This window comes from Mesonia phycicola (genome assembly GCF_900141885.1).
Classification (GTDB): Bacteria; Bacteroidota; Bacteroidia; order Flavobacteriales; family Flavobacteriaceae; genus Mesonia; species Mesonia phycicola.
Genome location: NZ_FQYY01000004.1, coordinates 226,884 through 248,739 on the forward strand (window position 1 = coordinate 226,884; position 21,856 = coordinate 248,739).

At 30.7% G+C, this 21,856-nt stretch carries 15 protein-coding genes and 2 tRNA genes; 10 read left to right on the top strand and 7 right to left on the bottom strand.

Features of this window, described 5'->3' with window-relative positions; translation table 11 throughout:
* Positions 1-62: 62 nt before the first annotated feature.
* Both BUC03_RS07280 and BUC03_RS07285 read left to right on the top strand, forming a co-directional pair.
* Positions 63-950 (top strand): LysR substrate-binding domain-containing protein, encoded by an 888-nt coding sequence (locus BUC03_RS07280; RefSeq protein ID WP_073149796.1) that lies wholly within the window; start codon positions 63-65, stop codon positions 948-950.
* A gap of 74 nt (positions 951-1,024) precedes the next feature.
* The gene (locus BUC03_RS07285) at positions 1,025-1,957 is read left to right on the top strand and encodes a YeiH family protein (RefSeq protein ID WP_073149798.1); all 933 of its coding nucleotides are present in this window, start codon (positions 1,025-1,027) and stop codon (positions 1,955-1,957) included.
* 50 nt (positions 1,958-2,007) lie between these two features.
* Here BUC03_RS07285 and lpdA read toward each other — a convergent pair whose 3' ends face one another.
* Positions 2,008-3,414, bottom strand: a complete 1,407-nt coding sequence (gene lpdA / locus BUC03_RS07290; protein ID WP_073149800.1) for a dihydrolipoyl dehydrogenase — start codon at positions 3,412-3,414, stop codon at positions 2,008-2,010.
* A 280-nt stretch (positions 3,415-3,694) separates the two neighbouring features.
* Between lpdA and nhaC the strand changes: the two genes are divergently transcribed.
* From nhaC to BUC03_RS07305, 3 genes are all read left to right on the top strand, one after another.
* Complete coding sequence (gene nhaC / locus BUC03_RS07295) at positions 3,695-5,173, top strand: Na+/H+ antiporter NhaC (protein WP_073149802.1); 1,479 nt, start codon at positions 3,695-3,697, stop codon at positions 5,171-5,173.
* 89 nt (positions 5,174-5,262) lie between these two features.
* A complete protein-coding gene (bshB1, locus tag BUC03_RS07300) occupies positions 5,263-5,979 on the top strand; it encodes a bacillithiol biosynthesis deacetylase BshB1 (RefSeq protein WP_073149804.1) in 717 nt (238 codons plus the stop codon).
* A gap of 91 nt (positions 5,980-6,070) precedes the next feature.
* Positions 6,071-6,146, top strand: a tRNA-His gene (locus tag BUC03_RS07305).
* Between the two features lie 232 nt (positions 6,147-6,378).
* Here the strand turns inward: BUC03_RS07305 and BUC03_RS07310 are convergent.
* Positions 6,379-7,386, bottom strand: a complete 1,008-nt coding sequence (locus BUC03_RS07310; protein WP_073150084.1) for a M28 family metallopeptidase — start codon at positions 7,384-7,386, stop codon at positions 6,379-6,381.
* 157 nt (positions 7,387-7,543) lie between these two features.
* Here BUC03_RS07310 and BUC03_RS07315 point away from each other — a divergent pair.
* Positions 7,544-7,628, top strand: a tRNA-Ser gene (locus BUC03_RS07315).
* Positions 7,629-7,719: 91 nt separating this feature from the next.
* On the opposite strand, the gene BUC03_RS07320 is transcribed toward BUC03_RS07315, so the two are convergent.
* From BUC03_RS07320 to BUC03_RS07335, 4 genes are all read right to left on the bottom strand, one after another.
* On the bottom strand, positions 7,720-8,736 hold the full coding sequence (locus BUC03_RS07320; RefSeq protein ID WP_073149806.1) for a DUF6371 domain-containing protein: 1,017 nt from the start codon (positions 8,734-8,736) through the stop codon (positions 7,720-7,722).
* Positions 8,737-8,953: 217 nt separating this feature from the next.
* Positions 8,954-10,201: a DUF3987 domain-containing protein gene (locus BUC03_RS07325; protein WP_159432707.1), complete on the bottom strand. Its 1,248-nt coding sequence runs from the start codon at positions 10,199-10,201 to the stop codon at positions 8,954-8,956.
* A 277-nt stretch (positions 10,202-10,478) separates the two neighbouring features.
* Positions 10,479-10,775 carry a helix-turn-helix domain-containing protein gene (locus BUC03_RS07330; RefSeq protein ID WP_073149810.1) on the bottom strand — a complete coding sequence of 99 codons (297 nt, stop codon included), beginning with the start codon at positions 10,773-10,775 and terminating at the stop codon, positions 10,479-10,481.
* A gap of 136 nt (positions 10,776-10,911) precedes the next feature.
* Positions 10,912-11,775 (bottom strand): hypothetical protein, encoded by an 864-nt coding sequence (locus BUC03_RS07335; RefSeq protein ID WP_073149812.1) that lies wholly within the window; start codon positions 11,773-11,775, stop codon positions 10,912-10,914.
* Between the two features lie 317 nt (positions 11,776-12,092).
* On the opposite strand from BUC03_RS07335, the gene BUC03_RS07340 reads away from it, so the two are divergent.
* From BUC03_RS07340 to BUC03_RS07355, 4 genes are all read left to right on the top strand, one after another.
* Positions 12,093-14,849 carry a class I SAM-dependent DNA methyltransferase gene (locus BUC03_RS07340; RefSeq protein WP_073149814.1) on the top strand — a complete coding sequence of 919 codons (2,757 nt, stop codon included), beginning with the start codon at positions 12,093-12,095 and terminating at the stop codon, positions 14,847-14,849.
* Positions 14,842-16,893 (top strand): DEAD/DEAH box helicase, encoded by a 2,052-nt coding sequence (locus BUC03_RS07345; RefSeq protein WP_073149816.1) that lies wholly within the window; start codon positions 14,842-14,844, stop codon positions 16,891-16,893. The genes BUC03_RS07340 and BUC03_RS07345 overlap by 8 nt, the downstream gene beginning before the upstream one ends.
* Positions 16,886-18,094, top strand: a complete 1,209-nt coding sequence (locus tag BUC03_RS07350) for a GIY-YIG nuclease family protein (RefSeq protein ID WP_073149818.1) — start codon at positions 16,886-16,888, stop codon at positions 18,092-18,094. Before BUC03_RS07345 ends, BUC03_RS07350 begins: the two co-directional genes overlap by 8 nt.
* A gap of 99 nt (positions 18,095-18,193) precedes the next feature.
* The gene (locus BUC03_RS07355; RefSeq protein WP_143159157.1) at positions 18,194-19,945 is read left to right on the top strand and encodes a coiled-coil domain-containing protein; all 1,752 of its coding nucleotides are present in this window, start codon (positions 18,194-18,196) and stop codon (positions 19,943-19,945) included.
* Positions 19,946-20,201: 256 nt separating this feature from the next.
* On the opposite strand, the gene BUC03_RS07360 is transcribed toward BUC03_RS07355, so the two are convergent.
* Positions 20,202-21,527 (bottom strand): phage integrase SAM-like domain-containing protein, encoded by a 1,326-nt coding sequence (locus BUC03_RS07360; protein WP_073149822.1) that lies wholly within the window; start codon positions 21,525-21,527, stop codon positions 20,202-20,204.
* Positions 21,528-21,856 lie beyond the last annotated feature (329 nt).

Sequence of the window (21,856 nt, forward strand, 5' to 3'; positions counted from 1 at the left end):
CCTGTAGATTAGAAAAAATTTGTCGCTAAATTAGCTATATTGTTGTAAACAAAAGTACTCAAATGGATTTTAGACTTCAAGTTTTTAAAAAAGTAGCAGACAAATTAAACTTTACCAAAGCCTCTGAAGAACTTTTTATCTCTCAACCAGCAGTATCTAAACACATTAGAGAACTAGAAACTAAATACAACGTACAACTTTTTGAACGCCAAGGCAATAAAATTAAGCTCACTCAAGAAGGCAAAGTATTACTTAATTATGCTAATCAATTATTAGACATCTATAAAAATATGGAAAACTATTTTTTAGGAATTAATAATCAGATTAATAAAAATGTGGTGTTTGGAGCCAGTAGTACAATTAGCCAATATATTGTACCTAAACTTATTTATCAGCTAAAAAAAACCTACCCAGAAGTAAAGTTTACTTTGATAAACGGAAACTCATCAGAAATTGAAGAATTGATACTAAAAAAAGAAATTGATTTTGGAATTATTGAAGGGAAACACAATAACCCTTTATTAGAATACGAGTTTTTTATTGAAGATGAAATTGTATTACTTACTAAAAATAATGAAAACTCTAAGTTTAAAAATTTTATTACTGCAGAAGAATTAAAAAAAACACCACTTGTTTTAAGAGAAAAAGGCTCTGGTACTAGAGATATTATAGAAGAAAACTTAAAAAAAATTGCAGTAAACCCTAACGATTTGTTTGTTGATTTAACTTTAGGTAATACCGAAAGTATTAAAAACTACTTATTAAATTCTGAAAGTTTTTCTTTTATATCTATTCATGCTGTGCAAGAAGAATTAAAAGAAAAAAAATTACAAATTGTAGATGTAAAAAATTTAGAGATAACCAGAAAATTATACTTTGTTAAAGTACAAGGAGATCACTCTTCTACTTACACCTCTATTAAACAACTACTCACCAATAGTTATAACTAAAAGTTATTAAGTATAATTATTTCGACTAGACTAAAACGAGTATTTAGTGGCAATTTTGTAGCAAATAATACATTATGTTTTCACTAAATAAATCTATTAAAATAATATTATTTATACTAATTGCTGTTTTGGCATTAACCAATATTATTTCTGGGCCAATAGCATTACTTTCAGGTTTTATTTTTACTTTTTTATGGGGTAATCCTTTTCCTAAAGAAAGTAAAACTACCATAAATTGGTTATTAAAAATTTCTGTGATTGGTTTAGGTTTTGGTATGCAGTTGCAAAAAACCATAGAAACAGGAAAAGAGGGATTTGCTCTTACATTTTTTTCTATTGTATTAACTTTATGTTTAGGAGTGTATTTAAGTAAAATACTAAAAATTAATAAGTCTATAGCTTATTTAATTTCTGGAGGTACTGCCATTTGTGGCGGAAGCGCTATTGCTGCTATATCTTCTGTAATAAAAGCTAAAGAAAAAGAAATTTCTATTGCTTTAGGAGTAGTATTTTTTTTAAATGCAGTAGCTATTTTTGTATTTCCTGCGGTTGGCCACTCACTTCATTTATCGCAACATGAATTTGGATTATGGAGCGCAATTGCCATACATGATACTAGTTCTGTTGTTGGTGCATCTATGGCTTACGGTCAAGAAGCATTAGATTTAGCTATTACTGTAAAATTAGCTAGAGCTTTATGGATTATACCAGTGTCTATAATTTCTATGTATATTTTTAAGAGTAAGAATGAAAAAATAAAAATTCCTTGGTTTATTTTAGGTTTTATCATCGCTATTTTATTAAACAGCTATTTTAACTTACCTTCTTTTTTAGTAGAAACCATCCCTAGTTTTTCTAAATCTTTATTAGTGCTTACTCTTTTTCTTGTAGGAGCTGGACTTTCTGTACAATCTATTAAAGAGAGTGGTTTTAAACCTATACTATTAGGTAGTGTATTATGGATAGTTATTTCTATTGGAAGTCTATTATTTATAATCTTGATGTAAAAAAAAGCGACCTCTAAAGGTCGCTTTTATATTCTTTACTTTTTGTACTATTAAGTATGTAGAGCTCTATCTCCAGTTGCAGCAAGTGCTGCTTCTTTTACTGCTTCTGCATACGTTGGGTGAGCGTGACTCATTCTAGAAATATCTTCTGCACTAGCTCTAAACTCCATTGCTGTAACTGCTTCAGCAATTAAATCTGCTACACGAGCACCAACCATATGCACTCCTAAAACCTCATCTGTTTGTTTATCAGATAAAATTTTCACAAATCCGTCTGTATCTCCACTTGCACGAGAACGACCTAAAGCTCTCATTGGAAATTGACCACTTTTATATTCTACTTTATCTTCTATAAGTTGTTCTTCTGTTTTTCCTACAGAAGCTACTTCTGGCCAAGTATATACCACACCAGGAATTAAGTTATAATCAATATGTGGTTTTTGTCCGGCAATTGTTTCTGCAACAAAAACACCTTCTTCTTCTGCTTTATGAGCTAACATAGCTCCTTTAATAACATCACCAATAGCATAAATATTATCTTCAGAAGTTTTTAAATGAGCATCTACTTCAATTTGACCTCTCTCATTCATTTTTACTCCAGCGTTATCTGCATTTAAACCACCTGTAAATGGTTTTCTACCAACAGATACTAGGCAATAATCTCCTGTAAACTCAACTTCGTTACCTTTTTTATCGGTAGCTTTTACTACAACCTCATCTCCAGTATTTTCTACAGAAGTAACTTTATGAGAAACTGCAAATTTCACTTTTTGCTTTTTCATCACTTTAGTTAATTCTTTACTTTGCGCTTTATCCATAGTTGGGATAATACGGTCCATATACTCAATTACAGTAACCTCTGCACCTAATCTTTTGTATACTTGCCCAAGCTCTAAACCAATTACACCACCACCAATAACTAATAAGTGTTTTGGTACTTCTTTTAGTTTTAATGCTTCTGTAGAAGTAATTACTCTTTCTTTATCAATATTTATAAATGGTAAAGATGCTGGTTTACTACCTGTAGCAATAATGGTATGTTTAGCCTCAATCGTTGTAGATTCACCGTTAGTTAAATCTATTTTAATATGAGTTTTATCTTCAAAAGAACCTACACCTTCAAAGGTATCAATTTTGTTTTTATCCATTAAAAACTCAATCCCTTTGGTAGTTTGCTCTACAACAGAAGCTTTACGCCCCATCATTTTTTCTAGGTTCAATTTAATTTCCCCAGGAATTTCAATTCCGTGCTCTTCAAAATGCTTTATAGCATCTTCGTAATGGTGTGAAGAGTCTAATAAAGCTTTAGAAGGAATACAACCTACATTTAAGCAGGTACCTCCCATTGTTGAATATTTTTCTATAATTGCGGTTTTCATTCCCAATTGGGCGCAACGAATAGCTGCTACGTAACCTCCAGGACCTGAACCAATGACTGCAACGTCGTAAGTGCTCATAATTTAGTTTTGTTGATTTTTAAAACGATATCAAAAATACAATAAGTAATTTAATAGACCATAATTAGATTAGAAAAAGCAAGAAATTATTCTGTAAAAAAAGATAGAAACACAAATTGAGTAACTTATTTTAGATAAAATAGGATTAAAATTTATCAAATTATTCTATAAAAACTAATTATTAACAACAAAAACTCTTTTTTAGAACTAGGTTTTTCTTGCTACTAAATTTTAAAAATTGTAACATTACCACTTTATGTGAAAATTTTAACTCTCTTTTATGGATAGCCAATCTACAGATCCTAACAACCAAAAAGTAATTGTAAACAACCTTAATATTTTTCAAGCTCTTATTCCTGTTTTTGCATTGGTAGGTATGCTTGCTTATAATGTTTATGTATTTGAAGATGCTGCGTTAGATGGATCTAACCAATTTATATTATTAATGGGAGCTGCTGTGGCGGCCATAGTTGGGCATTTTAATAAAATATCTTACACTTCTATGGTAGAAGAGGTTGCACAAAATATTAAATCTACCACTGGACCTATATTAATATTATTAATGGTTGGGGCTTTAGCTGGTACTTGGCTTATTAGTGGTGTGATACCAACCATGGTTTATTATGGATTACAAATATTAAATCCTACTATATTTTTAGCAGCTTGTGTTATTATATGCTCTGTAATTTCTATTGCTACAGGAAGTAGTTGGACTACCTCTGCCACTGTAGGTATTGCACTTATTGGTATAGCTAATGCTTTAGGTATTTCTTTAGGAATGACTGCTGGAGCTATTTTATCTGGAGCTTACTTTGGAGATAAACTCTCTCCATTAAGTGATACTACTAATTTAGCACCTGCTATGGCAGGAACAGATTTATTTACACATATTAGATATATGCTGTACACTACAGTACCAACTATATTAATCACTATTTTAGTTTTTGTAGTTATAGGATTAAATATTGAAACTACAGGAGTTGCAGATACTGCATCTATATTAGCTTCTATAGACGAATCTTTTTATATTACCCCTTGGTTATTTATTGTACCAGTAATAGTTATCTTTTTAATTATAAAAAAAACACCTCCATTAATAGCCTTATTGCTAGGTACATTATTAGGAGCTGTATTTGCTTTAATATTTCAACCTGGAATTGTAGCTACCTTAGGAGGAGCTTCTGAACTATCTTTCTACTCAGGTTATAAAGGTATTTTAAACGCTATTACCGTAGATTCTTCTATAGAAACAACTCACGAAACATTAAACGATTTATTTACTGCTGGAGGTATGAGTGGCATGTTAGGTACTATTTGGCTAATAATCTGTGCTATGGTATTTGGCGGTATTATGGATGCTATTGGTGCTCTTGCAACTATTAGTAAAGGTCTATTAAATTTATTTCACTCTACATTTGGTCTTTTTAGTAGCACAGTAATTAGTTGTTTAGCTTTAAACGCAACCGCTTCAGACCAATACTTAGCAATTGTAGTACCTGGTAAAATGTTTGCAAAAGCATATAAAGATAAAGGCTTAGCACCAGAGAATTTAAGTAGAACCTTAGAAGATTCTGGTACTGTAACTTCTGTATTAATACCTTGGAATACTTGCGGAGCATATCATAGTGGAGTACTTGGTGTACCTGTGGCAAGTTACTTTATGTATGCTATATTTAACTATTTAAGTCCGTTTACTACCTTAATTTTTGCTGCTTTTCATATAAAAATTAGACAGTTATCTAAAAAAGATAAGATCTAGTTTTTAAATACATTATTTTTCTAATTATTATTTCAGACAAAGAATACTAACTAAGTTTATATCTTTGCCGTACTTGTAAATAATAACATATGAAATTAGATATATTAGCTATTGGTGCACACCCAGATGACGTAGAGCTTGGTTGCGCTGGTACCCTTGCAAAAGAAATTTCTAAAGGAAAAAAAGTAGGTATTTTAGATCTTACTAGAGGTGAATTAGGTACACGCGGTTCTGCTGAAATTAGAGATAAAGAAGCTAAAGCTGCAGCAGAAATTTTAGGCGTTTCTGTAAGAGAAAACCTTGCTTTTAGTGATGGTTTTTTTATTAATAATGCATCTCACCAATTAGAGGTAATTAAAATTATTAGAAAATATAGACCAGAAATAGTGCTTTGCAATGCTATTGACGATAGGCACATAGACCACGGAAAAGGAAGTAAGCTTGTTAGTGATGCTTGTTTTTTAAGTGGCTTGAGAAGAATTGAAACTATACATCAAAATAATCATCAAAATGCTTGGCGACCTAAACAAGTTTTTCATTATATACAATGGAAAGAGCTTGAGCCAGATATTATTGTAGATATTAGTGGTTTTATAGATAAAAAAATAGCTGCGGTAAATGCATACGAGTCGCAATTTTTTAATCCAGATACTAATGAGCCTTCTACTCCTATTTCTAGTGATAACTTTTTAGATAGTGTAACTTACCGTGCACGTAATTTAGGTAGGTTAATTGGTACAGATTATGCTGAAGGCTACACTGTAGAACGCTGTCCTGCAGTAGATTCTATTTTTGATGTAATTTAATTGAAAAAAAGTTTTGTAGAATGTAAAAATTAATTAAATTTGCATCCGCGTTTGCTAGGCTTTTGATTAGCAGTCGTTATTTGAAATAAATGGTGGTTGTAGCTCAGTTGGTTAGAGCATCGGTTTGTGGTGCCGAGGGTCGTGGGTTCGAATCCCATCTACCACCCTTTTTAAAGTCCTTTCCTTTATTGGTTAGGACTTTTTTTTGGGATTTATTTAAATGGAGTAAATTATTATTTTGCTTAGTTGAAAATAAATTAAACAGCCAAGGATAGTAGTGAAAATCCCGCAGTGGAGCGTTAGCGAAATGAGGAATTGTAACGAATAGCCTGATTGCATAAAAAAAGCAGCTTTGATTAAAAAGCTGCTTTTTTTATGCAAGGATGCCAAATTTTAAAATTATTTTGCCTTATCTACCAAAAGTCTATTGTCTCTATTTGCTACTTCCCAAGCGGTATAAAATATTAATTGAGCACGACGGGTCATTAAATCGTATTCTATCTTATCTGGCGTATCTGTAGGCTTGTGATAATCTGCGTGGGTACCGTTAAAGTAAAAAATTACTGGTATGTTGTGTTTTGCAAAATTGTAATGGTCACTACGGTAATAAAAACGATTAGGGTCGTTTTCATCATTATAAGTATAGTCTAAATCAAAGTTTGTGTACTTTTTGTTTACTTCTTCTGAAAGTTCGTGAAGCTCTGTACTTAATTTGTCACTACCTATTAGGTAAATGTAATTTGGATTGTCTTCGTGCTTTGGGTCTATACGCCCAATCATATCTGTATTTAAATCTGTTACTGTATTTTCTAGAGGGAAAATTGGATTTTGTGTGTAGTATTTAGATCCTAACAAACCTTTCTCTTCTCCGGTAACGTGAAGAAACAAAATAGATCTACGAGGGCGGTAACCGTCTTTTACTGCTTCTTGAAATGCTTCTGCTATTTCTAATACAGAGACCGTACCAGAACCATCATCATCTGCCCCATTATAAATATTACCTTGTCCATCTACTCCTACGTGGTCATAATGTGCAGAAATAACTACTATTTCATCTGGAAACTCGCTACCTTTAATGTATGCCACTACATTTTCTGAATCGTTAAATTGATTATTGAAAAAGCTAGAAGGTATATCTTGAAAATAATCGTCTTCTCCAAGCGGTGAAGGGATTTGCATGGAGATGTATTCTTTTTTTAAATAATTTGCTGCTTTTTTTTGTCCTGGTTTCCCTGTATCTCTTCCTTGAAACTCATCTGAAGCGAAGGTATATAAATGTTCTTTTAATTCTGAAGAAGTAATAGTGTTTGCGTAATCTTCTACATTAGCCTCAGAAATTGGTTTGTTTTTTTGAACTTTACAGGCAACTGCCATTGATAAAGCAGAAATAAATAAAATTTTTTTTATCATTATTTTAGACTTAATTATTTGGTAGCCAATATATCAAAAAATGAATAAATAGTTTATTATAAAAAAGCTAAAAATTTGTTGTGAAAAATTTTTGTGAATTGAAAAAAGCTCTTATATTTGCAACCGCATTCAGGGAATACCTGATGAGACACTTGGAGAATTGGCAGAGTGGTCGAATGCGGCAGTCTTGAAAACTGTTGAGGGTCACACCTCCGGGGGTTCGAATCCCTCATTCTCCGCAACACAAAACCCTAACAGCTTAATAATTAGCTAGTTAGGGTTTTTTTATTTGTATTTGTACCGTGAAATGTACCGAGGATAAACTATCATTTATATTATTCTACCAATTTTACACCCGTTATTATCTGCAAGATCAAAAGTTTCTATTAAATTATAAATTTTTGGATTTCTGTTTGCTAACTTATCAGCTATCATTTCGGTTTTAGATTTAATAGATAATTTTTCTAACTCACTAGAATACGTTTTATTAAGTTTTTTTGTGTTTTCATAAATAAGTAAATCTGCTAAGTCTGTATTATCAGGATAATCTGTACTTTCTAGCCATTCACTAACTTTAATATTAAAACCTAACGGTAACAATTCAGAAGCTACATTATTCCATTCGTTATAAGCTCCTTTATCAGGAAATAACATAATCGACTTATCTTTTAACACTTTAAGGTATTCATATTTTAAAAGTGATTTACCACCCGTTGCTAACCAATTATATTCTGGCTTAAACATACTCATCTTAATTGCTGTTTTTTCACTTTCAACGATTGCTATTTTTTTATCAGGAAATTCATTAATTAAATGTAAACCAAATAAACATTGTTTAAAATGATGATTTTTTAACTTTAAAACGCTTCTTACACTACTTATAAATGTTTTTTCTTCTTTCTTTAGTCGCTTACCTGTCTCTATATCATAGAGCATAATTTTACCATGTCTTACCTTCTGATTATTATCAATTTGCCAAAAAACCGTTGATCCCTGCCAATGTTTAGAAGTACCTATTAAATATTTACTAATGGCTTCTTTAATTAATTCTTTATCAAAGTCTTTTTTTAACTGCTGAATAAAGTTGTTATTTTTAAAGTTTTGCCCACTTTCAGCTACAAGTTTTGGGTCATGATAAGTCGGTTTTTGAGGTTTAACGTAAACAAATGGTTTTTGAATGGTATCCATTTCTAGGTTAGGTAAAAACGTTTCTCCACAGGAATGGCAATACCCTTTAGTTTCAAAATTGTTATAGGGTACAAACTTTCCATCTTTATTGTTTTTACCACAAGGGCAATATTTTACACGTCTACGGTTTTTATCGAATTTAAGTTCTTTTTTATTCATTACGTTTTGGGATATAGTGGCAATCGTGACAAAATTGACAAGTGATTAATAAAATAAAAGGTTATCAAGGTTTTTGAAGTGGCAATAAGTTGGCAAAGCTGGCAACTAATTAATTTTTATGTGGCAATAATGGCAACATCTGGCTAAACAAAATAAACACAAATAACTTATTATCAGATATATATATTATATATTGTCAACTTTGCCCGTATTGACACTAGAGTTTCTTTCTATATACTCCATTTTTAATTTTTTTAAATAAATAATCATAGTGAAAGAAACGGTCTACAGTACGTATACTTATATCTAACTCCTTTGCAATAGATAACACCTCACTTCTCTTAAATTCTTGAGGAAGTCGATTATAAAAGTCAAGTTGAATTGCCGTTAAACTATCAAAAGGGTTTTTACTCAATATTTTATCGTGTACTTTAAACGCATTTTCTCTAAAGTATTCAACTAAATTAATAGCTTTCTTAATACTTGATGGTTGTAGATCATCATTAAAACACCTGTCTACTCCTTGGTTCATTATTTCGATAACTAGAGCTAAACGCCAAACATAAGTTTCAAGTTTCTTTTGAATAGCATTTTCTAAGGCATCATTAAAATAAACCTTTGCCTTATGGTGTTGCCATTTTGCGTGTATCAAATGGCACTCTTCATTAACCGTTATGGTTAATTCTGGTACTTCTAAAAGATTATTTATCCATTTGATATAATCATTTTCTAAATCTTCTGGTATAGTTTTTCCTGTAAATAAAATAGGTTTCAAACTACTTGGTAGTGTAAATAAAAAGCGATCTATAAAACCATCTTCAACTCTATGGTTACTTGCAAATTCTTTCAATTTTTGTGGCTGCATTCCTCCTAAAATATTCACATTTGATGCATTTATCCGAATGGGGTCTTTTGTAACTCTGTCTACAGTTAGAACGTTACCGTTAAACAGTTCTAAATACATTTGCTGTTCTCCTCCTCTTTTAGAACTATCAAATGAATTAATCCATCCCATTAATTCATCTTTCAGAATTAAAATACCCTTATCATTATATTTGAGGGTTTGAGCTATTATCTCTGGTGTAAAATCATTCAAAATAGTATGATTATATTTCGGTTTTTTTAGACCAGAATTGTCATTTTGCTCATCGTACGCTTTTAACTCTTGTTCGTAAGTATTATAAGCTTCATCATCTTTTAAGCTCAATGGTTTTTTTGCATAATCTAATGGATGAGTTTTTCCTGTTCCACGATCCCCTACTATAGCAAGCCAGAGAATAGGTTTAACGCTATAAGTACCATTAAACAGACTAACGGCATTACCTATAGAAGTTGCACAAGTCGATAAAATGGCTGTACTAAAATAATCTCTATTGAAGCATTTAGTTTCAAATGCATTATTGATAAGGTTTTGTATTACTAAAGGAAAAATCTCTAACGGAAAACCGTTTTGAACCGTTGCCATTTCTTTATCTATTATATCATCTAACATAACTCTTATGTTTAATTATTAATAATGTAACTACTTAAAATATGGGGTTAGAAGGTATGTATTAATCAACATAACGGTGTGTTATGATAAATCAAATGGTAAAAAACCGTTACCGTTGTTATTACCATTACCGTAACCGTTACTGTTACCGTTTATTTGCTAATGTTTACTATTGTATTAGAATATCTATAGATGTTATTCAACTATTATCAGCTAATTATAAAACACACAGTTTCCAAGTAACCGTTAATTACTTTAAAGCTTTTTTGTTTGAATTAAGTAAAACTTGCTCTATATCCGAACGTTTGAAACGGACACGGTTACCGATCTTGAATTTTTGAAGAATATCTTTTTTACACCAGTCGTGAATAGTTACTAAAGAAACTCCTAATAATTCAGCGGCATCTTGGCGACTAATCCAAATATTAGGCTCTTTAGGTTTAAAATTTTTAGAAAAAAATTCTAGTTGTTTTTTTACTCCATCAAGAATATCATTTTTAAATTCTTCTGGGCTTACATTGTGTAATTGAGTAATGTTTTTATTCATAGTATTTAGTTTTTGTTACTATGACAAAGGTTGTGCTTACTTAACTTGTTTTACGTGTGGGGTTCAACAGGTGTTCAACAGGGTCTCAACATTAAATACTATTAAGCATTGAATATAAGGAATTTATATTACTTTGTTATTTCATTTTTTCTTTAAAAATTTTAAAAGTATTTTTCTCTCCATCATTATATGAAGTAAAATATTCTATTCTGCTCATCGTAATATTAAACTCTTTTTTAACAAATTGATAAAAAAATTTATTTGTATTAGGATCATTTCTGATATAACCCTCATCTTGAAAAATTTCGAGAAATTTTGATAAAGTAGTTTTTGCTTTACCATGGGCTTCTATACAGCATAAAAACAGTTGATAAAATTCATTATTTTTGAAGACTAATGGATAATATATATCACTAGCTACTCTATTTTTCTCTTTGAAATCGCTTTGTTTTAATTCGTATTCAATAATTTGTAAAATTTTGAACTTGTTTAAACTTTTAACTGGCTCATTAATATATTCCTCAATAATTTCTTTACCAATTTTATCATACATCATATTAATGTCACCAACATTACTTACTCGCATTACCTCAAACTCTTCTATCTTGTGGAAATTAAAGCTATGAAAAGCACTAGAAATAGTTCTAATGAAAATTTCATCATCAAATAAGTGTGGTAATTTTTTAAAATCAAAATAAGCAAAGGCTGTATTTATTAGGGTATCTCTATAAAGTAATTTTTGTTTCGCTATAAAGTTTTCTTTTTCATCTTTTGAACCGTAAAAGTATAATTCATTTTTGATAGAATTATACTCATTCATCAAATTTACATTTATACCGTTAAATAGCATAAAGAGTATTTCGTGAAAAAGTATTTCATACTTCTCTAAACTGGATCCAGATTTCAGAACTATATCCTCTAGTTTTACCGCATATGAGTTTTTTGCATATTTTGAAGAAAGATTCTTCCAAAATTCTTTTAACTCCTCTATCCTTTCCATTATAAATAGGTTTATTCAAATATAGTAAACTTAACATTAGTCAATTTTAAGATAATACGTTTTATTTCTGGTTGAGGACAATAGAAAATAGATCACTCTAAAAATTAAAACAATAAAATTGTTAAGTAATTTAAAACTAATATCAATATAAACTCTTATAAAAAAATAAAGAAAACTCCTTCATAAAGTACCGCTTACCCCCTACTTTTTCTATATTTATATTTTTATTAAGAATAATTTTTAAAAGGCTCTTTTCAACATAAATTCACTTTTAAAATAATCGTGATTATAGGTATATACATACAAAATAGTATTTAATGAACGCAGTAGAAATAGAAGAAGCAGTATCGGAATTGGCATTAAAGCCTTTTGAAGCAGAGGAATTTCCTTTTTCTTTTTTAGAGGCTTTTGGTAATAAGAGTACGACTATTAAAAAGTTACGTAGTGGTACTTCCAATAAAACAGATGTAGAGGGTGCAATTCTACAGCGTAATAATATCCATATACTTACTAGTAAAGAAGGCAAAGTAACAGAATCTTTAGAGACACTTCGTAATAGTCCATCAACACAAAAGAGCAAGGTTGAATTTATTCTAGCTACAGATGGTTTAGATTTTCAAGCCGAAAACATAATAACAGGTGAAACAGTTGTTTGTGAGTACAAAGACTTTCATAATTATTTCGGTTTTTTCCTTTCTCTAGCAAATATTACAACAGTAAAACAAATACGTGAAAGCGCATTTGATATTAAAGCTACAAGTCGTTTAAATAAACTTTTTGTAGAGTTATTACAACATAATCCAGATTGGGCAACAATAGAACGTCGTCCAGATATGAATCACTTTTTGGCAAGATTAATTTTTTGCTTTTTTGCAGAGGATACGGATATTTTCAAAGACGATAATCTTTTTACAAATACCATTCAAAAAATAAGTGACCCAGATGCTTCAAATACCCACGAAGTAATAAGCGAGATTTTTAGAGCGATGGATATTAAAAAGAAGGATCGTGAAAAAGAAAATATCAAAGTTTGGGGTAAAAAGTTTCCTTACGTAAATGGCGAGTTATTTTCTGGTTCTACAGAAGTACCGAAGTTTAGTAAAATAGCACGTTCTTATTTATTACACGTAGGTAGTTTAGACTGGAAACAAATTAACCCAGATATATTTGGGTCAATGATACAAGCTGTAGCAGACGAAGATGAACGGGGTTCATTAGGAATGCATTATACGTCAGTACCAAATATTTTAAAGGTATTAAACCCGTTATTTTTAGATGATTTACGAGAGCAACTAGAAAAAGCAGAAGACAACAGTCGTAAATTGCTCAATCTGCGTAATCGTATGGCACACATACGAGTATTTGACCCTGCTTGTGGTTCAGGTAATTTCTTGGTAATTGCGTATAAAGAAATGCGTAAAATAGAAAATGAGATTAACGTTAAACGAGGTGAAATTAATAAAGCAAGTGAAATACCATTAACCAACTTTAGAGGCATTGAGTTAAAAGGTTTCTCTGCAGAAGTAGCACGTTTGGCTTTGATTATTGCAGAATACCAATGTGATGTGTTATATAGAGGGCAAAGACTTGCACTTGCAGAATTTCTACCATTAGATGCTCAAAATTGGATTGTAAAAGGAAATGCATTAACGCTTAATTGGTTATCAGTTTGTCCACCTACAGGTACTGGTGTAAAACTACAAGGTGATGATTTATTTTCAACTCCGTTAGAACAAGCTCAAATAGATTTTGATAATGCAGGTGGTGAAACTTATATCTGCGGAAATCCTCCATATATAGGTAGAAAAAAACAAACGGATGAACAAAAACGAGAACTAAAAAAAATATTTGGTAATAGGTCAAAAGATACTTTATCTCTTGATTATGTTTCAGGTTGGTTTATGAAAGCTGTAGATTATATGAATTTAACTAATTCGGATGTAGCATTTGTAAGTACTAATTCAGTTTGTCAAGGCATACAAGTGTCAGTACTGTGGTCAGTTATATTTGCTGAAAAAGTAAATATTTCATTTGCGTATCAATCTTTTAAATGGTCAAATCTTGCGAGCTACAATGCTGGAGTTACAGTTTCAATAATTGGACTTACAAAAAAACATCAAAAAAGGACTTTGTATTCAATTAATGCAAAGGAAGAGATTGAAGCAAAGGAAGTTGATAATATAAATGCATATTTGGTTCCTGGAGATAATTTATTTATTTCAAAAGCCAATAAACCGAATGATGATAAGTTTCCAATGCAATTTGGGAATCATCCGTATTATGCAAATGAACTAATGTTAGATTCTGTTGAAGCTAGAAATCTTAAGTTTGAAAAATCTATTAATAATAATTTTATACGTCCATTATATGGTTCAAGAGAATGTATAACTGATAGACCGAGATATTGTATTTGGTTGAGTGATGATGAAAAAGAGTTAGCATATAAAAACGATGTATTAAAACAAAGAATTGAACAAGTAAGGAAAGCAAGAGCATCTAAAACAAAGGATAAACAGGCTCAAAAATTGATAGATTATCCTCATCGTTTTCGTGATCAGCACGTTGCTGAAAAAGAATTATTAGTAATACCTATAGTTAGTTCAGAAAATCGAGATTACCTACCTGTTAATTTAAAAGCTTCGGATGCAATTATTCACAATAAAGCTTTTGCTATGTATGACGCCCCTCTCTGGAATATGGCTTTAATTGCTTCACGTTTGCATTGTGTTTGGATAGGAACTGTTTGTGTAAGGATGCGAACTGATTTTTCATATTCAAATACTTTGGGTTGGAATACATTTCCTTTACCAACATTAACTCAAAAAAATAAAGAAGATTTAACTACAACAGCAGAAGAAATACTAATAGCAAGAGAACGTCATTTCCCTGCAACAATAGCGGACTTGTACGACCCAGAAAAAATGCCTGAAGATTTAAGATTAGCGCACGAACGTAATGATGAAGTTTTAGAGCGTATTTATATAGGTCGTAAATTTAAAAATGATACCGAACGTTTAGAAAAGCTATTTGAACTCTATACTAAAATGACTACCAAAGAATTAAAGAATGAGTAAAGAAAAAAATATACCTACCATTACAGTAAACTATAATAATAATGGTAGTTCTGTTACCTCTAATGAGTTAGGTATGCGTGCTATGCAAGAGTTAGCGTATGAAAAGCGTGGTGAACAATATTTATTAATTAAATCACCACCCGCATCTGGTAAAAGTAGAGCGTTAATGTTTATAGCTTTAGATAAAATAAATAATCAAGGTGTTAAACAAGCCATTATTGCAGTTCCTGAGCAATCTATAGGTTCTAGTTTTAACAATGAGCCATTAACTAAATATGGCTATTATTATGATTGGGTAGTTACACCAAAATGGAATTTATGTAATTCACCAGGAGAAGATGGTAGTAAAGTAAATGCTGTAAAAGCCTTTTTTGAGAGTGACGATAAAGTTTTAGTTTGTACACACGCTTTATTTCGTCGTGCAGTAGAGCGTTTTGGTATAGAAGCCTTTGACAATAAATTAATTGCAATAGATGAATTTCATCACGTGAGCTCAAATGAAAACAATGTACTAGGGTCGCAACTTAAAGATTTTATTGAGAGAGATAAGGTTCATATTGTAGCAATGACAGGTTCTTATTTTAGAGGCGATGCTAACCCTGTTTTAATGCCAGATGATGAATTGAAATTTGAACCAGTAACATATACCTACTATGAGCAATTAAGTGGTTATGAGCATTTAAAAACTTTAAATATCGGCTATTATTTTTATAGTGGTGCTTATGCCGATGACCTTTTAAAGGTGCTAAATCCAGAAGAAAAAACAATCATTCATATTCCAAATGTTAATTCTAGAGAAAGTATGGGTGACAAGATAAAAGAAGTAGAACATATAATTGAGGAATTAGGCGAATGGTTAGGTGTAGATGCTACAACAGGTTTTCATAGAGTAAAGACGAAATCAGGTAAAATTATTAAGATTGCTGATTTGGTTGATGATGACCTATCAAAACGTCCTTTAGTACAAGCAGCACTAAAGTTACCAGAAATTAAAACGAATCGAGACCACGTAGATATTATTATTGCTTTAGGTATGGCAAAAGAAGGTTTTGATTGGATTTGGTGCGAACACGCTTTAACAATAGGGTATCGTTCTAGTTTAACAGAAATTGTTCAAATTATAGGTAGAGCAACTCGTGACGCCCCAAATAAAACACAAGCAAGATTCACTAATTTAATAGCAGAGGTAGATGCTTCTGAAGATTCTGTAACAGATGCTGTAAATGATACGCTAAAAGCTATTTCAGCGAGTTTATTAATGGAACAGGTTTTAGCACCAAAATTCAATTTCACACCTAAAAATCCTCAAAGTAAAGAACAAGACGGCTATGATTATGGTGAAGGTGGTTATGACCCTAACAAGGAGAATGTTGGATGGAATGAAGAAAAAGGCGAATTTCAAGTTGAAATTAAAGGTTTAGCAATGCCAGAAAGTGAAGATGCTAAACGTATATGTAAAGAAGATTTAAACGAGGTAATTGCAGCTTTTGCACAAGATAAAGATTCAATTGGTAGAGGGTTGTTTGATGAAGAATTAGTGCCACAAGAATTAACTCAAGTACGTTTAGGTAAGATTATTAAAGAGAAGTATCCAGAAATTGATGATGAAGATATTGAGGCTATTAGACAGCACGCCATAGCAGCTCTAAATATTACTCAAATGGCGAAACAATCTATAAATAATGAGGGGAATGATAATATTAAAACTAACACAGCTTTAATTGATGGTATTAGAAAATTTGCTATGGATGTTAGAGATTTAGATGTAGATTGGATAGATAGCATAAATCCATTTAGCGAAGCATACTCAATCCTTTCAAAAGCAATGACAGAAAAAAGCTTAAAAGCAATGGCCGAAGTTATATCTGGGAAAAAGCCTAATATAAATCTCGAAGAAGCTAGAGAATTAGCTAAACGAGCTTTAAAGTTTAAAAATGAACGAGGGAGATTGCCAGATATTAAATCAGCAGATCCTTGGGAGCAACGTATGGCACAAGGTATTGCATATTTAGCTAGAAAAAAATCAGAACAACAAAATGGCTAAAGAAGAGAAAATTACATCAGAAGATGACGCATTATTAGAAGCATTAGGTGTAAAAGTTGAAGAAAAAAAGAAAACTTCATTTACAGCTTTAGAAGAGCGTGTTATTGCAGGTTTTGAAGAAATTCAAAAATTTGTTGATGAACATAATCGGCTACCACTTCACGGAGAAGAAAATGATATATTTGAAAGATTGTATGCTGTTAGATTAGAGAAAATTAAGGAAAAAACAGAGTTTGTTGATTTATTAAAAGAGATAGATTTTCACAACATATTATCTGGTGAGATTAAAAATTCTGTAGAAGTTTCAGATAATTTAGATGATGATGAATTATTAAATTTATTAGGTGTTGAAGAAGAAGAAAATTCGATAACCAACCTTAAACACGTTAAAACAAGAGCAGAAAAAAGAGCTGTAGAAGAATTTGCGAATAGAACAATTTGTGAAGATTTTGAGAAATTTAAACCACTATTTGAAAAGACAAAAAAAGAAATAGAAAATGGATTTAGAGAAACAGTGCGTTTTCGAAAAGATTCAGGTTTTACAAAAACATTAATTCAAGAAAAGCTTTTTGTGGTTATAAGAGGTCAAATGGCTTATATAGCTCAAAAAGGAGAAATATTTAAAGCACCAAATGGAGAGGAAGATGCTCGTTTAAGAGTTATTTATGATAATGGTACAGAGAATGATTTATTACAGCGTTCACTTATTAGAGCAATGTATAAAGATGAAACAAGTCGTTTCGTTACAACACCAGGTTTAGGTCCTTTGTTTTCAGATGAGTTAGAAAGTGATGATTTAGAAAGTGGTACTATTTACGTATTACGTTCAAACTCTAAGAATCCTTTGATTCTTCAAAATAGAGACGTGTTTCATAAAATTGGCGTTACAGGAAACGATATCAATAAGCGCATAGTAAATGCAAAAAACGACCCTACTTTTTTGATGGCTGAAGTAGAAGTTGTTGCAACTTATAAATTAGCAAATATTAAACGACATAAATTAGAAAACTTAATACAGTCTTTTTTTAAAAATGCAAAGCTAGATATTGATATTAAAGATCGTTTTGGTAAGCCAGTTAACCCAAAAGAATGGTTTCTTGTTCCGATATTTATTATTGATGAAGTTGTAGAAAAAATAAAAGACGGTACAATTGAAGATTATTATTATGATGTTAAATCGGCTAATTTAAAAAAAGCATAAAGCAAATTTTTGAAACAGTTAAATTATAGTTAGATTACTATAACAAAATTAATTCATATTAATAATTGGAAACATTCCTCACGTTTTAAATTGAAAGAAATGATTTCAAAAAATGACAAAAGTAACGAATATCAAAACGATTGGGCAAAAGATACAAAAGGGGAATACATTCATATTTCAAATGCTCAAAGAGGCTTAGAAGGTTATTATTGCCTAGGTTGTGATAAAGAAATGATAGCCGCTAAAGGTGATTTACAGGCTCATCATTTTAGGCATTATGCTAAAAATATTGATAAAAATAAAACAGAATGTGTTGTTGCTAGTAGAAATTACAGAGAACGTATTGCTAAAGATATCTTACATAGGTTAAAAGAGTTAACAGTACCTGCTGTTTACAAATACCCGCCATCGCAAACTAAAGGAGTTCCCTATATAATTCAAGACTCAACCACAGTAAAAGCATTTAAGGTTAAATCAGAAGTAAGCTTTTATGAAGATGAAAATTGCGAAATCAATTTTGGTCAAAATTCAAATATTCAAAACCGTTACTTACTATTAAGACCAGATATTACATTCTTTAATCATCAAAATGATCCGATCCTTTTAGTTGAATTTGTAATTAATCATAAAATTGATGATGAGAAAAGAAATAAATTAAAACGCTTAGGTATTAATACGGTTCAAATTATTATACCAAAAAAACCTGAACCAGAAATAGAAAAAGCTTTAACCTCAAGTAAAAAAATAAAATGGGTTTTTAATGAAATCGAAGCCAACACCGAATATATATACGTACCCAAAAGAGATTCTGAAAGAATTTTACCAATTGATGAAGACCAAAGAATCCTTTTTGAAGAATCTTTCAAATGTAGAGCAGCGCAAATTAATGAGCTTATACGGAGATTTAAAAAATGTCTTCAATCTGAACCTTACCGAAGAGCTGAACACCTCTTTGAACAAGAAATATCTAGAGTTAAGAAAGCTACAAAAATTGAACAATCAAGATTGGAAGAACAAGAAGCAAGAATTACTAAAGAAGTCCAAAGAGAGCATACAGAAGAGAATCTTGAACTCGCAAAACGTGGAGGGAGACTTCAAAGTAAAAGAAGAGAATTTCAAAAAAACAAAGCAGATGTGGAAGAAAGATTTCTTAGTGCAACAAGAAAGTTTAAAGAAGAGCAAGAAGAAATTAGAAGAATTACAAAAACAGAACTCAACAACAGCGGAACTGAGGCAGAAATTAGAGAAAGATTTAGAAATAGAAACAGAGAATTACGAGAAGTGTTTAAAACAATATCAGAAGAATTTGAACGAGCTCAAGAAGAGGAAAGAAGAGCTATCGATGAGATTGCCAGAAAAGAAGATGAAATTGCAGGAAAGTATGAGCGACTTGAGATGGAAGAACGTAATAGCTTTAGAGAACAAAAAGAAAATCTTCGACAAACAGAAAGAGGAATTCTTAAAAAAGAAAAAAGAACAATTGAATACGATATTAACACAAAAACAAGAGAAATTAGCGAGCTACACCACAGCCAAAGCACCTTACGAGAAAAATTTAAAAAACTTGAAGAAAGAGAAAGAGAAAAATATAGAAAACTTGAAGAAACAGAACGAGAAGAATTTAGACAATCTAGAAACAGAATTGAAGAAAAAGAAGGAAATATTGAAGTTTCAATACGTGAAGAACTTACTAGAGAACTCAAAGACCCCTCCTCCAAATTACCCAAAAAACTTGGCTATATATTGGAAGCACGAAGAGTGGGAAGCGATTACAAAGACGCTGAACGCCAAGAAAAATTATATCAAGCAGCAAGAGAATTTTTTAAAAAGGGAACTTGGAAATCACAATAGAACATTAGAATCATTTTTAGAGGAGTTTAAAGAAGATTTCATTTTTTAATATACTTGTATACAAAATCAAATATATTGTTACAATGGAATACCACAATACCCAAAACTAAGAGTATTAATTTTAAGATACTTTCAAGCCTGATAAACCATATTTCTATAACTACTAAACTATGCTAAATTTCATAAGTTTAGAAATAGATTAAAAATGATGCTAACGGTAAAATAAACCGTAACCGTTTAATGGTAGGCATATAAATTATTTAACAGCTTTGAGCTTAGGATCTTCTTCTTCTTGTTCTCTTTGTATTTGTTTGTTCCAATAAGAAGCCATTTGTGCTGCAGAATCTAATGAGGTCTTACCTATGTAATTTAAAAATTCTCGTTCTGTACTATGTCCTGTTGTATTTATAAGGTGTGCAGTTGGTATTTCTGTTCCATAATAATTTGTAGCAAAAGAACGTCTACAAATATGTGAAGTAACAAGTTGATGTTTTGGGTATTTACCGTCTTTTTTTCGGTTGGTATGTTCATCTATTTTTGCACCTTCAATAATTTGGGTTAATCCAGCATCTTTAGCTACATCTTTTATTAAACGGTTAAAAACCGTCATTGCACTACCCCTATTTTTACTGTAATGGTCAGGAAAATTACCATTATACTTTTCTAAAATTTTCTGTACTTTAGGATGAACGGGAATAACTACACGTTTTTTTGTTTTTTGCTGAACCAGTTCTATAAAATTAAGGTTTCCATTAGATTTAAGATTCTTATTAGTTAGCTGTAGAAGATCACCAGCCCTCTGCCCTATATAACATCCTATTATTAACCAATCCTTAGCATTTTCGAGTTGCTTATTTTTAAAATTAGTTTCTTCAATCTTTTTCAATTCATCGAAACTGAGATATATTTTTTTTACAGGAACTTTAAAACCTTTAAAATTTGATAATTCATTGCTAACTTTATATCCAGAACGTTGAGCATCTAAGCATATAGTTTTTAAAAATTTTAGATAACGTCCAGCTGTATTTCTTGCAAGCTTATCGGTTTCTAACATATAGGTTAAAAATTCATCTCTAAATTTTAAATCAACGTCAGATAATCGATATTTTTTTCGTGTTTGTTTCTGAAAATTTTCAATTTTCTTTTTTATAGTTTTATATTTAGTAATTGTAGCTTTAGAAGCACCTAAACTTCCTGTCCTATCATTTGTTTTCAGTTTTAATTTATTTACATAATGTTCACAATAATTATCTAAATAATTATTATCTGTAACCTCTACTTTATTGAAAAAACTATCTAAATGAGTTATTAACCAACCAGAATTAATAAATTCACCACTGCTGCTTGCTTCATTGAACTTTTTAATTACAAAATTGCTCAATTCATCCAATTTATTTTGAATATTCTGTTTATCTGTAAATCCTGCTACTTGCCTTACCTTACCACTCTTATTATTAAAATAATCTGGATTAATTAAAATAGGAGTGATTTTTCTAAAATCGTTTTTCTCATCAATAATCAGTCGAATGGTAATTTTTGATGGATTGCGTTTTCCCCTAACTTGAAATTTAATAGAAGCCATTATTTTATTGTCTAAAATTATTTAATATCAAAAATAGAAAATAAAAAACTTGTACCGTGATTTGTACCGAGAATAATTTAATTTACTTTAATTAAACCTAACTCAACCTTATTTAAATTACTACAAAAACCCTCTTAAACACTATTAAAATAGGGTATTTGTCTAATACTTACTATATCTAATCGTAAATTAAAATAAACCAATTAAGTTCCCTCATTCTCCGCTTAAAACTCGTAACTTAATTGTTACGAGTTTTTTTTTTGTAATATAATTAGCTAACACTTTTTTTGAGTAAAATGGAGTTTTACTAGACTTTCGTATAAAATTTA